Source organism: Candidatus Saccharimonas aalborgensis (assembly GCF_000392435.1).
Taxonomy (GTDB): Bacteria; Patescibacteriota; Saccharimonadia; order Saccharimonadales; family Saccharimonadaceae; genus Saccharimonas; species Saccharimonas aalborgensis.
Window position 1 is genome coordinate 216782 of sequence record NC_021219.1, and the last position, 14478, is coordinate 231259.

General features: G+C 46.7%; 16 protein-coding genes and 3 tRNA genes. 5 read left to right on the top strand and 14 right to left on the bottom strand.

Translation table 11 applies throughout. The features are described from left to right. Nucleotides 1–3: 3 nt before the first annotated feature. Together L336_RS01095 and L336_RS05485 are read right to left on the bottom strand one after the other, a co-directional pair. Nucleotides 4–597, bottom strand: coding sequence for a hypothetical protein (locus L336_RS01095; RefSeq protein WP_015641370.1), 594 nt, complete (start codon nt 595–597; stop codon nt 4–6). Next, on the bottom strand, nt 594–2798 hold the full coding sequence (locus L336_RS05485) for a zeta toxin family protein (RefSeq protein WP_237738787.1): 2205 nt from the start codon (nt 2796–2798) through the stop codon (nt 594–596). Before L336_RS05485 ends, L336_RS01095 begins: the two co-directional genes overlap by 4 nt. Before the next feature lie 74 nt (nt 2799–2872). On the opposite strand from L336_RS05485, the gene L336_RS01105 reads away from it, so the two are divergent. Continuing rightward, a complete protein-coding gene (locus tag L336_RS01105; RefSeq protein WP_015641372.1) occupies nt 2873–3913 on the top strand; it encodes a S66 family peptidase in 1041 nt (346 codons plus the stop codon). Nucleotides 3914–3963: 50 nt separating this feature from the next. Here L336_RS01105 and L336_RS01110 read toward each other — a convergent pair. Then, nucleotides 3964–4049: transfer RNA gene (locus L336_RS01110), tRNA-Leu, on the bottom strand. A gap of 22 nt (nt 4050–4071) precedes the next feature. Between L336_RS01110 and L336_RS01115 the strand changes: the two genes are divergently transcribed. Beyond that, complete coding sequence (locus L336_RS01115; RefSeq protein ID WP_015641373.1) at nt 4072–4662, top strand: RBBP9/YdeN family alpha/beta hydrolase; 591 nt, start codon at nt 4072–4074, stop codon at nt 4660–4662. Between the two features lie 24 nt (nt 4663–4686). On the opposite strand, the gene L336_RS01120 is transcribed toward L336_RS01115, so the two are convergent. The 9 genes from L336_RS01120 to L336_RS01160 all read right to left on the bottom strand — a co-directional run bounded on the left by L336_RS01120 (nt 4687) and on the right by L336_RS01160 (nt 11214). Then, nucleotides 4687–4760: transfer RNA gene (locus L336_RS01120), tRNA-Cys, on the bottom strand. A gap of 76 nt (nt 4761–4836) precedes the next feature. Then, nucleotides 4837–4924 (bottom strand) — tRNA-Leu (locus L336_RS01125). Between the two features lie 37 nt (nt 4925–4961). Beyond that, nucleotides 4962–6755 (bottom strand): peptide ABC transporter substrate-binding protein, encoded by a 1794-nt coding sequence (locus L336_RS01130; RefSeq protein ID WP_015641374.1) that lies wholly within the window; start codon nt 6753–6755, stop codon nt 4962–4964. 9 nt (nt 6756–6764) lie between these two features. After that, complete coding sequence (secG, locus tag L336_RS01135; RefSeq protein ID WP_015641375.1) at nt 6765–6998, bottom strand: preprotein translocase subunit SecG; 234 nt, start codon at nt 6996–6998, stop codon at nt 6765–6767. After that, entirely contained in the window at nt 6999–7391 is a 393-nt protein-coding gene (locus L336_RS01140) for a phage holin family protein (RefSeq protein WP_128817258.1), read from the bottom strand. Between the two features lie 26 nt (nt 7392–7417). After that, on the bottom strand, nt 7418–8611 hold the full coding sequence (locus L336_RS05490; RefSeq protein WP_015641377.1) for an aminopeptidase P N-terminal domain-containing protein: 1194 nt from the start codon (nt 8609–8611) through the stop codon (nt 7418–7420). Nucleotides 8612–8675: 64 nt separating this feature from the next. Next, nucleotides 8676–9500: a type II secretion system protein gene (locus L336_RS05495; RefSeq protein WP_015641378.1), complete on the bottom strand. Its 825-nt coding sequence runs from the start codon at nt 9498–9500 to the stop codon at nt 8676–8678. A gap of 19 nt (nt 9501–9519) precedes the next feature. After that, entirely contained in the window at nt 9520–10998 is a 1479-nt protein-coding gene (locus L336_RS01155) for a helix-hairpin-helix domain-containing protein (protein ID WP_015641379.1), read from the bottom strand. Between the two features lie 33 nt (nt 10999–11031). Further along, on the bottom strand, nt 11032–11214 hold the full coding sequence (locus L336_RS01160; protein WP_041191150.1) for a hypothetical protein: 183 nt from the start codon (nt 11212–11214) through the stop codon (nt 11032–11034). 90 nt (nt 11215–11304) lie between these two features. Between L336_RS01160 and L336_RS01165 the strand changes: the two genes are divergently transcribed. Together L336_RS01165 and L336_RS01170 are read left to right on the top strand one after the other, a co-directional pair. Beyond that, complete coding sequence (locus L336_RS01165; RefSeq protein ID WP_015641380.1) at nt 11305–12228, top strand: magnesium transporter CorA family protein; 924 nt, start codon at nt 11305–11307, stop codon at nt 12226–12228. 4 nt (nt 12229–12232) lie between these two features. Continuing rightward, the gene (locus L336_RS01170) at nt 12233–12460 is read left to right on the top strand and encodes a YgaP family membrane protein (protein WP_015641381.1); all 228 of its coding nucleotides are present in this window, start codon (nt 12233–12235) and stop codon (nt 12458–12460) included. On the opposite strand, the gene L336_RS01175 is transcribed toward L336_RS01170, so the two are convergent. Both L336_RS01175 and L336_RS01180 read right to left on the bottom strand, forming a co-directional pair. After that, nucleotides 12461–13174 carry a DNA alkylation repair protein gene (locus L336_RS01175; RefSeq protein WP_015641382.1) on the bottom strand — a complete coding sequence of 238 codons (714 nt, stop codon included), beginning with the start codon at nt 13172–13174 and terminating at the stop codon, nt 12461–12463. Next, complete coding sequence (locus tag L336_RS01180) at nt 13171–13695, bottom strand: DUF1697 domain-containing protein (protein WP_015641383.1); 525 nt, start codon at nt 13693–13695, stop codon at nt 13171–13173. Before L336_RS01180 ends, L336_RS01175 begins: the two co-directional genes overlap by 4 nt. Before the next feature lie 57 nt (nt 13696–13752). Between L336_RS01180 and L336_RS05500 the strand changes: the two genes are divergently transcribed. Continuing rightward, complete coding sequence (locus L336_RS05500; RefSeq protein WP_015641384.1) at nt 13753–14475, top strand: CPBP family intramembrane glutamic endopeptidase; 723 nt, start codon at nt 13753–13755, stop codon at nt 14473–14475. Nucleotides 14476–14478 lie beyond the last annotated feature (3 nt).

The following is a 14478-nucleotide window of genomic DNA, read 5'->3' on the forward strand; positions in this document are numbered from 1 at the left end:
GTATCACTCTTTAATTTTACTAGATATCTCTTGATCCAGCTTCGACCGTAACAGATTAGCAAATAAATGTACCGACGAGTTGAGTAGTGACGCTGCCTTATTATGTGTCAAGAACTCACTGGAGCCAAGAACTGTCATTGTGCGTTCCATAATTGGCCTAAAAAAATCGTTTCCCCATTCGATACCAAGCTGGTGTAGATTATAAGCAACACTGGTCGTGTTATCGATTAGATCTCCATACTTAATAATTCGTACTTCCTCGGGCGCAGAGGCAATTTGCTGCATATATTTGTCAGTGTGATAATCATCCTCGTGGTTGGTCAGTAGTTCAATAAATGATAGTACACGTTCTCCATACTGATCGCGCAAAAGTTCGCGAGGAATATCCGTATCTTCGAGCAAATCGTGACCCAGCGCCGCCAGAGTGATATCCTCTAGTAACCCTTTATCCCTAACAGAGCCGGTGGCTGTAAGCGCATATTCAACAATATTTGCAACATTTTGACAATGTATCGTAACGGGCACGTCACCCCTAAACTGCCCCTTATGCCACTGACTAACCGTATCTAGCATCTGTCTATGTTTATCGCTTATCATATGCCCCCATTATCAGTTTTTACCATTGACTTATAGTACTGCAGGAAATCTTGCCAAGCCGCTCTATCCGCGATCTGATCAACTCTGACTATACTCCTTGGAGCGTGTTTATAATACTCATCACGTCCACCCTTATAGCTCGGCAATGATAAACCGGCACGCATCAAGACAAAGGAGGAGATAGCTTTAGCTGTTTTACCACAGCCATCAGCAAAAAAGTGGTCAACAAGGTCTATATGGTACTCACAAAAAGCAGCAACCTCGACGGGGTCACTATCGGGGTTGGTTAGTTTTTGATGTAACTCCTCATAAAACTGTTCCATGGCAGCAGGCAATTCGTCAAGTCTAGTGTATGGATATTTATCGGAGTCTTCGCCAGTTCTGATAAGAGAACCTTCCTTTACAATACCGTCATTAATCTGAGCAGCAATAGACTCAACTAATTGTCTAACTTTGCTGGCTGATGAAAAATCTGCGTCTCTTTGTTCAAAAGCCAATGATATCGCCTTATCAAAGTTTGCTTTAGCTCTTGCTGCGGCTTCATCACCATCGATGGATTCCATACTGGCTGCTTTTGTACTACTCGCCGATGTGTCGATTGTGCCGTTAGCGGTTCGGGAAGTAGCCAATAGATTATGATTAGCGTCAGCCAAATAACCCTTAAGCTCTTGAGCGGTACCCGCACCTGCCATTATGTCCACCGCTCGGCGTAACGTCTTGCCCTTAAACCCTCCAAGTCTAGCCGCAACCTTCGCGGCATGTTCACGGCCCTTCTCGCTATTATCGTAGGATGAATTACAGTGTTGCTGTATAAAGGCATCGTCAATTACCGTGTTACCCAGTACCTCCGCATCAGCTTCCGCTTGCTCAGGCGTACTAAATAATCTAGCGTAAAGTTCTTGTCGTTTCTGATCGACAACAACTTTACCATCAATTAGAACAGCTACCACTACAGGTCTTCGCTCATCTGGGTCAAATGCCATAAGCATGTACCCATCAACTGCCGTATTGCTACCAGTCTCAACCTGCTTTATAAGCTCAGACCTATTTGCTCTAATACCGACAAAACCTTTGATTATTGCATCAAATGGCACATTAGGATCTTCGCCACCTTTTTCGCGCATTAATACGCCCACCAGTGAGGATTCTAGCGGTACGTCGACATCAAGAATCCGTACATTACGTTCCGTCTCAGAAGCATTTGCTAAGATGTCCTCTATATCTCCGGGGGTTTCGTTGCGCTTATCTAGTACTACTGACATATCAGGATCTGTTAATTGTCGCTCGATTCTTCGGCTTATCATCGATCCCTCATCGTGTACTTGTGCGGCACTGATATCTGGGTCACCCTCTCTCAAGGCAAACTTATAGGAATCAGGGTTGATTGCACCCGAGGGTTCTCCCCTTCCGTCTAATATTCCAGCGAACATTTCGTGACCAGCGCTTAAAGCACGGGTTTTTCCAGATGCAGTATTACCACGCAGAGCATAGATTGTCGGCTTTGGATTTTTTTCTTTGAGCCTTTCGGAAAGTGCGTGAGCTTTTAAGATTGCTTCTTCGAAAACACTTTCGTGCAACTTGCGCCTTTCAGAATCCCAGCTTTCCGGATTATCAAGCAGGGATTTCCTCTCCTGTTTGCTTAAACTATCTAGATTAGCTGATGTAAAGGATTCTATGGAAGAAGTGGTGGTTTCTTTGAGTCGTTTAATCTTAGCTTTGTAGACCTCTCGCGCCGCGTGTTCAGGAGTTCTAAGCACCCCTTCAACACGATCAATTTCTTTTGCTATCGCTTCGGCAGTTTCGGGATCTTCTGCTGCTATCTCTACAGTTGCATCTACTAACTCTTGATCAAAACCATCTCTCTCTAATGTTTCTATGGGGTTACTCCTGCCCACTAAACCCCCGGCTACTGTCTGCTCAGCAGCTGCTCCAACTGCTTCCGTTATTCTTTCGCTGTCCCCCGGGCCCCTCATTTCATAAGCACCGGCATCGGCTATTGTACGCTCAGCGACATAGGTTAGCGCCTCACCAGTCTGTTGCTCAAGTTCGGGAGAAGTCAGAGGATTTACATGTTCTTTAATCCAAGATTTTGCACCATCAATCTTATCCCTAATTTTTTCCATCAATGGTCGGCGACTTTCTGTTTCAGGGGATTGAAGTGGTACAACTGGAATATTTTCTGGGTTTCTATTTTGTATCACATACAAATTATACGAAAAGCTCATGTTATTTACCACACCAGTGAATAAACAAGTAACGATGGTAGAATTAGTATATGAAACACTTCCAAACCCTTCCCAAACTCTCACCGGGCGACCAAGTTGGTATTATTTCACCGTCTGCGGGACTACCAGGACTCTTTCCATGGGTACAAGATTTGGGCCTAGAGCGCATGCGAGATATATTCGGTCTTATTCCTGTAGAATATCCCACCACACGTATGATGAATGCTTCGCTTGAGGACAGAGCGCGCGATATCATGGCCGCATTTGCCGACCCGAACAACAAAGCAGTGTTTGCTTCTATAGGCGGTAATGATCAGATAAAACTTATCAAGTACCTTGACCCACAGGTATTCAGAGATAATCCAAAGCCGTTTTTTGGCTATAGCGACAATACACATTTGCACAATTTCTTGTGGAATTTGGGTATACCATCGTACTATGGCGGCGGTATTATGAATCAATTTGGTATGAATGTCCGAATGTTTGATATGACGATAGATTCTCTCAAGCACGCCCTATTTAACAAGGGCGAATTTCCTCTTGATATCGCAAATAACTATAATGATGAGGGCTTAGACTGGTCAGTAAAAAATAACTTGGCGTTGGAACGCAAACTTGAACCAAACGATGGCATATACTGGGATGGCACCACAAACGCTAAAGGTATTTTGTGGGGTGGCTGCGTAGAAAGCCTAGTGGCTCAAATGGCAACAGCAAAATATCTACCAAGTGATAAAGACATTGATGGCACAATCTTAGTATTGGAGACCTCGGAGAACATACCTCAACACTGGATTATTGAATATCTACTAGTAGGACTAGGTGAGCGCGGCTGGCTGGATAAGTTCCAGGCTGTGTTAGTTGGAAGACCAAAGGCGTGGGAATTTAACAAACAGATGACGCCGCAACAAAAAGCAGACTACCGAGATCAACAACGCAAAACGGTTGTAGGTACTATACGCCAATATAACGCACGTATTCCGATCGTCCAAAATATTGACTTCGGACATACCGATCCCCAAACGGTATTACCCCTCGGCCAGAAAGCGCGAGTCATAGTAGATAAGCAAATAATATACTTGAGTTACTAAATCTCAGAAAAGCCAGAAAAACAGAGGCGAACTTGAATATTATTCCAACCTGGTGCGCGGGGCGGGAATCGAACCCGCACGACTTTTGGTCAAGGGATTTTAAGTCCCTCGCGTCTACCTATTCCGCCACCCGCGCTCAACTTTAGTATACTAGAAATATGAAGCAAATCCTCATAATTCATGGTGGTGAAAGTTACAATTCATACAACGCCTATTTGACGAAGCTGCGATCAAAGCGTGTTGACTATGACCGCCTAAAGGTTCATCAGAAATGGAAACCATGGATCGCAAATCAAATAAAAGATGCCGACGTACTCCTTCCTGAGTTTCCCAATGCGTGGAATGCTGTCTACGATGAGTGGAAATTATATTTTGAGAAACTCATCCCCTTCTTCGGCAATGACGTTCAGTTAGTGGGGCATTCCCTCGGCGCTATGTTTTTGGCAAAATACCTTCATGAGGTTCCGCTCAAACAAAAAGTGAAGCGACTTATTTTGGTCGCACCGGTTTACGACAATGACTTTACGGGAGATAATGGTAGTTTTCTCGTTGGTGACGCACGTGGTCTCGATAAGAGTGCGAATGAAATCCACTTGTTTCATAGCAAAGATGACCCTCTCGTGCCATTTGCTGAACTAACAAAGTTTCACCGTGATTTGCCCGATGCCATAGTTCATACGTTTGAAAACCGTGGGCATTTCATCGAGGAGACATTTCCCGAGATGCTCGAACTCCTCAAAAAGAAATAACCTCGAGCCATCGAGATTATTTCATGGAGGCACGTATGGGAGTTGCACCCATCTACGCGGTTTTGCAGACCGCTGCGTAACTGCTCCGCCAACGCGCCACGTTTTTTAGTATAACAAATAGATTAGCTTTGGTCTCTCGGAATAATAAGAGATGCCTTGGAGGCATCTTATTTGTGGTGCACTGAAGAAGACTTGAACTTCCACGATCGCAATGATCACTAGCCCCTCAAGCTAGCGCGTCTACCAATTCCGCCACCAGTGCATATCACCTGTTGGATACCCCCATAGTATACTGCAATTTACGGTGTTTTGTAAACCATGTCACTCTCAACTGTCCAATAGATGACAGTTGAGAGCCGATCGGTAGAGGTAACAAGTTTTGCGTTACTACGGACTGTTTGTGCATTTTTGTTTGATACATACTCAGCAACGGGTTGGTAAAGACCGATCGCTGGCGCATCCTCTATCCACTGCCGCGCAAACTGCTTGTACTTAGCATTACGTAGATCGGGTTCGAGACGAGACCGCGCACTTGCTAAACTTGCGTCTGCTGTCTTGTTACTGTAGCTGGTGAAATTGTATCCCGATGGTCCCGCCTGCGATGAATGCCAGTACGCATAGACATCAGGGTCAGCACCGATGGAAAGCTGGTAGAGTAACACGTCAAAGTTTCTTCCCTGCAACGTATCTTGCACAAAGGTTGATGATACAGTTGCAGTGTCAACGGTACGTGTATTGACTTTTATACCAAGTGCCTGCCATTGCCGCACTATTTCTTTGAGTACCACTCCATACTCGCTACTTTTCGTTGTTGTGATGTTGAGCTCAAGCGGCTTGCCATCTTTGACACGATACGAACCCTCTGCTTTCCAGCCAGCTTCGTCCAGTAGTGCTTTCGCTTTTGTTAGATCGGTTTTTGGTGCATGCGGAATATCCGCTCCCGTCAGCTGCCCATCAATAAATGGCGAATCGAGTGAAAGTGTTCCCTCACCTAATCTCGCGCGAATGGCTTCAGTATCTGTTGCATACTGAAGTGCTTTTCTCACCTTGCCATCACGTAGTACCGGGTGAGTGGTGTTGAGGAGCAGATAAACACCGCTATCGAGCGATTGAGGTGCCACAGTGTAGCTGTTTGGTATTTGCGAACGAGAGGCAATAGAAATGTCCGCCGCACCATTGACCTCACCTGATTTTAAGGCACTCAGTATTGCTTCTTCGCTTGTGTATGCCTGCACTTCAAACCTATCTAGTTTCGGTTGCCCGCGATAATAGTTTTTATTTGCCTCAAGTGTGACACGCCTCGTTCCCGTTAGTACATCCGCTGACTGGAGAGACTTGAAACGGAATGGTCCACTTCCCACCGGCGACTGACTAAATATGTTTTCCCGAACCGCACCCGGACTCACGCTCGACAAGATATGCTCAGGCAGCACAGGAAAGGTGAGCGCATACGGAAAGGCGGCATAGACTGTTGGTAGTGAAAATTGCACCGTTGTCGCATCGATCGCCTGTACCGATACGTCAAGCCAGTTGATCCTGAGCGAAGAGCGAGAGAGGGGGTTTTTGATGAGATTTATAGTAAATACTATGTCTTTTGCCGTCAAGGGCGCACCATCATGCCATGTTACATTTGGTCTGAGTTTGATGGTATATTGCTTTCCTGTTGAATCCACTTGCAGCGAAGCGGCTATGTCCTGGTGCAAACTACCCGTTTCATCATAATCATATAAGCTCGAGAATACTAAACGACCAACGGTTGCTTCGGCACTTGACGAAATATAGAGTGGATTGAGCGTCGTAATCGGCCCGAGTGAAGCTTCAACGTAGCTTCCACCCCCCTGCCGTGCAGAAACCATGTAATTTGACTGTCCCCACATCCACTGAAGTCCCAAGCCGGCAATGATAAACCCCATCATAGTAAGCCAGAGGGTAATTTGGCGTCGAACAGCGCGTACGTTTTGAATACGACGAATAATAAAACGATGAGCATGTCGACGTGTTGTCCCTTCGATGCGTCGAGCCCGCCGAGCCAACGCCTTACGATCAAGACGTATTCGCCTAAACTGATTCCACCCCTGTTTATCTTTATTCACGTGGTTCCCTTACCTAAATGATGGCAGAAGTAGTCCGGCCAGGATAGAGGCGACGAACGTAATCGCTAAAAAGATAGTTACTTCAAATAGATTTTTGTCTAAGCCGCGCCGCGTAGTATATAACTCCCCCGAACCTCCAAATCCAGCACCTAGGCTCGCGCCGCGTTGCTGAAGTAAAATGGCAAGCGACATAAGAATTGCCGACCCAACGGTAATACTTTGCAAAATACTGTCAAGACTCATTTATTGCTCCTTTCGCATATTCGAATACTCTAGTTCGAGCACGCTACTTACTACATAGTTTACCAGACTTAGTACCAATCCTGTAAGAACCGAGTGCCAAAATGTCATCTGTAGACCTGGAGCGAGCTTTAGTGATATCCAGACCATAAACCCGTTGACAATAATAGTGAACAGACCGAGCGTCAATAAGATTGCAGGAAGTGCCAAAATTATGACAATCGGTTTTAGGATGGCATTGACAACTGAAAATATTAGTCCGGCCAACAAAAAGACAGCGACCCCGGCATCAATCTCAGCTCCGCTATAGCCCGTGCCAAACACTCTCACGGCGATCCAAAGCCCAAAGGAATTAAGTATCCAACGGATGGCAAACATCATCATTTGTTGTTTCATAGTCTCCGTATGAGTATAGCGTTTTTCTACAAACTTGTCGACAAGGCGCGACTCAAGTTTTCATGTCCATCGGCGGTTATCAGGATATCATCCTCGATTCTCACCCCGATATGTTCCTCTTCGATATAAATACCAGGTTCAACCGTCAGCACCATGCCGGGTTGAAAATAGCGCGGTGCCCCAAGGCTATCATGAACATCAATGCCTAGACCGTGACTGATAGCATGAGGGAAATATTTTCGGTACGTCTCAGTGTCATCCCGATTTTTGAGCAAGCCAACCTCACCGAGAGCATCTTTCATAATCTCATCAACTTGACGTAAATAGTCTGCAATAAGCAAGTCTGGTCTGAGTAGTGCAATAATTCGGCGATGCGCATTCTCGACCGCTGCATGTACTTGCTGCTGACGCTTTGTCGGTTTCAGACAATACGTCCTCGTAATGTCAGCCGCGTAACCATCAACCCGCGCACCGACATCGATCAGTAATGCCTGATTTTTCATTATTCTGCCACTGTTTTCGACATAATGAAGCGTCACTGCGTGGCTTCCGCCGGCGATAATTGGTTGATAGGCGTGTGCTGCGTTTGCCCGACGAAATGCCCTCGTCATATCAGCCTCAACCTCATATTCATAGCGGTATTCTTCGAGTTGCGCACGGACAGCGGTAAAGGCCATGATTGTTAACTTCACCGCTCGACGAATTGCCGCAATCTCCTCAGGCGATTTGATCGCTCGAAGTCGAGCCAGTTGATCACTGCAGTCTACTACCTTGGGAAATATTCGGCAAAGCAGAGAATGTAGCTCAGCTGGTGCTGGGTTCATAACAAAATGATGCGGATGTGGTCGATACGGTGTATAAGCAATTGTATGCTGACGGCTCAGCTGGCGTAGTCTTGTTTCAAAATCTGTTTCGTCAATGATCTCATTTGCTCCAGTTGTCTCGAGCAAGGCTTCTTCGTCTGTCTTACCATCAAATATAACTTCCGCTTCCGACCGAGACGGTCTCACCAACACCACATGCTGACGTATGCCGTCAATAATCACTTTCCACCCAGGTAACGTAATTCCTGTAAGCCACAGAAAATTAGCTTCCTGTAGGAATGGTGCTACCATATCGTTACTTAATTGCACTTGGTCATACGATGAAACTACGACAAGCCCTCCGGACAACTGCGCGGTTAGTTGCTCGTGTCTTTTTTTTATCTTCTCACTATCCATTTATTAACTGCTGCGTAACTCAACTTCTGCTGGTTGGCTAAAGATACTGAGTATCTCATTTATTCTAATTTTTGGTAAATATTACCTTTGAATATCCACCGTTAATGTTTGCTTGTACCTGAGGGTTACTTACCGATGCTGAGTATGCTTCAAAGGTCGCTACCGTGCCCACCGGGCTAGTATTTCCAGGTGTGATACGCACCTGATATGTCCAGCCAGCTGATGAAGTCGTCATCGAAACAGTATTTGTAGTTGTCCACGTAGTACCTCCATCTATGGACATCTCAAGAGGACCAGTAGTTCTCAGCTGAAACACTGTTGTACCACACAGGATTGTTAGCTCAGTGCAGCCAGCGGTAGAGTTTATATTAATCGTCGTCCCAAGTGCTAAATTGGTAACTGCTGGCTTCAATATAGCCAAATCTACACGTGCACCCCAGCCACTACCTGTATATCCAAAGACAAGATCGGATGTACCAGAAGGAGGCATCGTTATCTGCCACGCACCAGGAACTATTACTCCACCCGCACAGGTACCATACTGAGGAGTTTGGTACTTATCTGAAACAAACATTTTAACCGTAGGCACTGCCACACTAACCCCTTCGACACAATATGTAGAGCTGGTACCTGAAATGTAGGTGACCGTCACACCAGAGTTTATCGTCACATCAGTTGGTATAGACGTTGGAAAAGCATTATCAAAATTCCGGGCATTTTTCATCCCATCGGCAACAGAGGACAATGCGCTCCTTACTTCTGCTACAGCAGTACGTTGTCGCCAAGACCCAAAAGCGAAAATTACTATACCCGCAAGTATAGTAATCACGGCGATCATTATAAGTAACTCAACTATTGTAAATCCATGCTGCTTGTGGTTAGTTTTCATACAATTACTATAGCACTCCTCATGACTTTACAAAAGAAATGATTCTCTGTGCTAACTTGTCGCCAACAACTTGAGTGATATCTGTCTGGCTCGCTTGCTCGATACCTCGCAGGCTACCAAAAGCTTTGATCAGCTTCTTGCGTGTCACCGGGCCAATGCCAGGAATATCCTCGAGTGTACTTTTGGTTTGTGAGGTACGCTTAAGGGTCGTATGGTATGTCACAGCAAAACGATGCGACTCATCCCTAATGCGTTGTAAAAGTTTAACGATATGGGAGCTGTGAGGAAGACTGATTAGGGTAAACTTGTCACTCGTCATAGTATGACCGTCCAATCTCTCGAGTACCTTATGGTCGAGCCTCACGCGAGATCTCTCGAGGTGTACGACTATCTCTTCGTGCTGTTTAGCTAAGCCGATCATTGGTATCGTGAGACCTGCCTGATCCCGCGCAGTAATCGCCGAATCAAGCTGACCCTTACCACCATCAATCAAACAGATGTCCGGAAGTTTCCACCGAGAACGATTTTTTTCACTAAACCGACGCGACAAGGTCTCAAACATATTTGCGAAATCATTGTTTTGCTCCTTGTGCATTTTGAACTTTCGATACTCAGTACGATCACTAACGCCGTTTGTAAATACCACCATACTCGCGACAACATTTGTGCCACTCATATGGCTAATGTCGTATCCCTCCACTCGTGCCGGTATCGACGCTAGCCCCAAAAGTAATCGTAGATCATCGAGCGCCCTGTCCTTGCTGATATCCAAGAATTCTTTGTCGCCAAACATAATACGCCGCTGCAATTCTCGCAGATATCCGAGCCTATTGCGCAATTCGGCAGCAATCTCAAATTGCTGCTGCCGTGCGGCGCGATTCATGTCTCGCTCGAGTTCGCGAGTGATAGTTAACTTATCGCCCTCAATGTATCGTATGAGCTTTTTAAGACTAGATTTATATTCTTGGCTTGTCATATCGGAGCGCGGACTCAGCCCCAGATGAACATCAAAGTCGACGCGGTGTGTACCCGGCGGTTTCGTATAATACGGAAACACTTTTCGCAGGTATCGAAGAGCTTTTTTGAGAGCATGGCCATTATAGAATGGTCCGATGTACCGAGCCTTGTCGTCAGCTGGATTGCGCGTAAAACTGACATGTGGCCACTCGCTTTTTATGTCAATACGGACATACAGTTGGGACTTGTCGTCGCGAAGCAAGATATTGTAACGAGGCATGTAGCGCTTTACCATTTCGCTTTCCAAAAACAGAGCATCAATTTCGCTGTCCGTCTCAATCCAGTCGGTATCCTCTATCTCCGCCACCAGCGCACGCGTTTTGGCATCGATATCTCGATTTGCCTGGAAATACTGCCGGACACGATTTTTTAAGACCGCCGCTTTTCCCACATAAATCACTTCTCCAGAGGTTGATTTATGAAAGTACACCCCAGGGGAATTGGGAAGGTTTTTTAACTTTTGCGCGAGACTGGTGTTCATCCCACTAGTATAAGCCGAAGTGATCGCGGGGGTCTACTTTTTCTCGGCGCGCATCATACCAAGCGCCATACCGACAAATGCAGCTGATAACACCAAAAAAACTGATCCGACAGCATACTTTGATGCCAGCAGCGCAGTGCCGATTGGCAACATGGCGATGCCCAGTACCAATACAGCCGTTGAGTCTTGTGATGATTGCTTCTTATGCTTTTTCATACATCAAAGTATATCACATGCTGTTGCCGACTGGCACTAGAGATCGTATAGTAGTCATATGAAGCAAGTGTATCTGGAGAATAATTTCGCGTGCTAAAACGCTACTATCGAGCCATCGCCTCAAAAGACCTTGCCCTTCTGGGAGAGTATCGCGACAACGTATGGGTTCACTTGGAATCTCCCTCGCAAGATGAACTGGCTGAAGTTGTCGAACGATACGATCTCGTGCCTGGTCACCTAGAAGATGCGCTCGACGAAGACGAAGTGCCGCGGCTTGAATCAGAGGGCAAACAGACCTACATCTATGTACGTTATGTGGTTCGTGAGCGAACTGGTGATTTTGAGACCTTTCCGTTGCTCATCATCCTGCTAGAGAACGCGCTTATCACCGTTTCATCACGGCACGTTGCTCCGCTCGAGCCCCTTCTCTCTGGCAAGATTCCCTTCACCACCCGGGAACAGACGCGGCTGGTCTTGCTTATTATGCAGCGAATTACCGAGCAGTACGACAGCTTAACAGACAAGACGAGTCGAAAAATAAAAGCAGTTCGGCAGCGATTGCGCACCCATGCAGTGAGCAACCAAGATTTTGTTGATTTTGTCTTGATCGAGGATGAATTAAATGAGTTTTTGAGCGCATTGCAGCCAAACAGCGCTGTGCTGAGGCGGCTTTTTGTCGGTCATCGTTTGGCAGAGCAAGACCGTGATCTCGTGGAAGATGCACTACTCATGAACGAGCAGTCGGTCGAAAAATGTAATGATAACATCAAGGCAATCGTTGGGGTGCGCAACGCGCATAGCTCCATCAGCGACAACAGCCTCAACCAAACAATGAAAGTTCTCACTGTGGCTACACTCGCTATGGCAATTCCCAACATGATTTTTGGGGTATATAGCATGAATATCGAGACACCATTTCAGCATGATACCGGTGCCTTCTGGATTATCCTTGGCATTACGACAATTGTGCTAACGATCGCAATGTGGCTTGGTCGTAAAAAGGGTATTTTTTAGAAGTATGAACAGAGCTTTACTTATCAAAATCGTCGATGTGGCAGCGAGTATTTATGGGCGCATGCTTCGCATTCTGTTGGGAGCATGGCTTGTATATACTGCGTTCGGAACTCTTCGAGACCCCTGGCAGTGGATAGTTGGCGACCTTGGCTTACTGTTGATCGTCTCTGGCCTACTGGGTGCCTGTCTGCTCAATAAGCTAATAGGCAAACCAATTATCACTCGTCGCTAATTACGTTTTTTTGATTGATAGATAGTACTGACGTTGAGTTTCAGGCAAGTGCTCAATAGCATAACGTAGTGCCGTCCGTGGCATACCGCGGGCATGACGGTCGAGAAAATCACGCAGCAGTTGCTCGTCACAGCGTTTGCCGACTTCGCGGAGTGTCCAGCCAACGGCTTTATGCATCAGGTCTTCGCGGTCACAGAGTAGCAGTTCGGCCAAGTCGAGTGAGGTACTTGCGTCACCACGAGCGATATAGGCAAATGTACTAATGATACTGACGCGGCGCTCCCACAAGTTGTTGCTTTTCGCAAGTTCATACAGCTGTCCGCGATCGCCTTGTAGATGTTCACCAACGATCTGGCGACAGGTAACATCGACAAGGTCCCAATTATTGATATTTCGCTTGGTTAGCTCCTGCATATAGAGGTCAAATATGTCATTTTTCGCTTGATTTGACGCACGCGGGTATTGGAGTGTCAATATGATAAGCCCTGCCATGCGGTGCTCGTGTAACGGGCTTTCGATGAGTTTTTGTACCTCCCCGAGCGATAACTGTCGAAACTCTTTGCAAACCTTCCGAATCATCGGCACCCGTACGCCTAGGAATTGATCACCCTCACCGTACTCCCCCGGCCCCGTCTTGAAAAACCATTGCAAATTCACTGCATCGGCATCACTGGTGTAGGCCTGAAGCATGGCCTTAACATCTTCAGCCTTCATTGCACCAGCTCTGCTAGTTTACGGGCGGTGTTCACGTTACGAATGGTCATCTGCTGGTACAGTGGCGTACCGACCGCCCTGAGCAAGCTGCTGCGATGTTGGTTTTTGCGCTCTACAGAGTACAGCAGCGCACCCTCTACATACACCGCGGTTTCTATGTCTGCGTTGCAGCTGAGCTTCATGGTAATGGTCGCCTCATCGACCGCGGGGAACAGGTAGGCTACGTCTGACTTCTGTGTGGTGTCGTTTTGCCACCCTTCCGGAATCGCTTCGGCAATGCGGCAAATGTTGTTAGCGTCGAGAATAAGAAGCGGTATTTCAAACCCAAAGGCTGACAATAACGTATTTTGAATAGCGCTCACATTTAGCTTCTTGAGCGATTCGAAAATGACATTGCCAGAGTTTATGTACGTCCTGACATCGCTAAAACCACATCGCTCAAACACGGTCTTCAGCTCTGCCATCGACACCTTGCGGTTGCCCCCTACATTGATTCCGCGCAGCAACGCAACGTATTTCATAATGATATAGTATAAGAGTTATATCATTTCATTCAACCGTAATACGGAGAAAACACTTTGTCATTTTTACCCCTACTTCTGATCGCACTTGCCATATCGGCTTACTCAACCTACACCGGCGTCAAAGATTACGCCGAGCTCATACGCACAAAAGAAAGAAGCAGGTTATACCTGCGCTGGATTAGTCAGTCCTGGCTCATTTTTGCCCTCCCAGCAGCGACGCTTTTGCTGCTCGCTGGACACATCCACTATCTGTTTGAGCCGATTGCTCGCAGCGACAGCTCTGCATTCATCAGTCTGAGCGGCAATAGCGAACACGACACGAGCGTCATCATTGGCGTCGTGGTAGGGCTTCTCGTCGCAGCCTTCATTGTTGGCTGGCGAGTCAAACGTAGCCTAAAAAAGCGCCGCGAGGCACCGCAAGAAGCACTTATTCCTACTACAACCAAAGAGCGATGGTTGGCTGTCGGCATGTCGGTAACGGCCGGCATTACCGAAGAACTGTTTTTCCGCGCCATGCTGCCCGCGCTCCTTTTTCTTGTCACTGGCAACGCGGCCGTATCGATGGGTCTAGCGCTTCTTGTTTTTGGGATTGAGCATCTCTACGGTGGCTGGAAGGTTGTGCTTGCAACTACCGTCATTGGCTGGGTATTTCTGAAGCTTTTTATGAGCAGCGGAACTATTTTTGTACCTATGGCTGTCCATGCACTGCTCGATATTAACGGGCTCATTGTCATGCCATACCTTGCGAAAAAAGGCATATTTGGCAAACGCGCGTAAGAC

What these genes read in the sequence shown, in the direction of transcription:
- L336_RS01095 (WP_015641370.1), bottom strand. Translation starts at nt 597, where the DNA reads ATGATAAGCGATAAACATAGACAGATGCTAGATACGGTTAGTCAGTGG.
- L336_RS01105 (WP_015641372.1), top strand. Translation starts at nt 2,873, where the DNA reads ATGAAACACTTCCAAACCCTTCCCAAACTCTCACCGGGCGACCAAGTT.
- L336_RS01115 (WP_015641373.1), top strand. Translation starts at nt 4,072, where the DNA reads ATGAAGCAAATCCTCATAATTCATGGTGGTGAAAGTTACAATTCATAC.
- secG (WP_015641375.1), bottom strand. Translation starts at nt 6,998, where the DNA reads ATGAGTCTTGACAGTATTTTGCAAAGTATTACCGTTGGGTCGGCAATT.
- L336_RS01140 (WP_128817258.1), bottom strand. Translation starts at nt 7,391, where the DNA reads ATGAAACAACAAATGATGATGTTTGCCATCCGTTGGATACTTAATTCC.
- L336_RS05490 (WP_015641377.1), bottom strand. Translation starts at nt 8,611, where the DNA reads ATGGATAGTGAGAAGATAAAAAAAAGACACGAGCAACTAACCGCGCAG.
- L336_RS05495 (WP_015641378.1), bottom strand. Translation starts at nt 9,500, where the DNA reads ATGAAAACTAACCACAAGCAGCATGGATTTACAATAGTTGAGTTACTT.
- L336_RS01155 (WP_015641379.1), bottom strand. Translation starts at nt 10,998, where the DNA reads ATGAACACCAGTCTCGCGCAAAAGTTAAAAAACCTTCCCAATTCCCCT.
- L336_RS01160 (WP_041191150.1), bottom strand. Translation starts at nt 11,214, where the DNA reads ATGAAAAAGCATAAGAAGCAATCATCACAAGACTCAACGGCTGTATTG.
- L336_RS01170 (WP_015641381.1), top strand. Translation starts at nt 12,233, where the DNA reads ATGAACAGAGCTTTACTTATCAAAATCGTCGATGTGGCAGCGAGTATT.
- L336_RS01175 (WP_015641382.1), bottom strand. Translation starts at nt 13,174, where the DNA reads ATGAAGGCTGAAGATGTTAAGGCCATGCTTCAGGCCTACACCAGTGAT.
- L336_RS01180 (WP_015641383.1), bottom strand. Translation starts at nt 13,695, where the DNA reads ATGAAATACGTTGCGTTGCTGCGCGGAATCAATGTAGGGGGCAACCGC.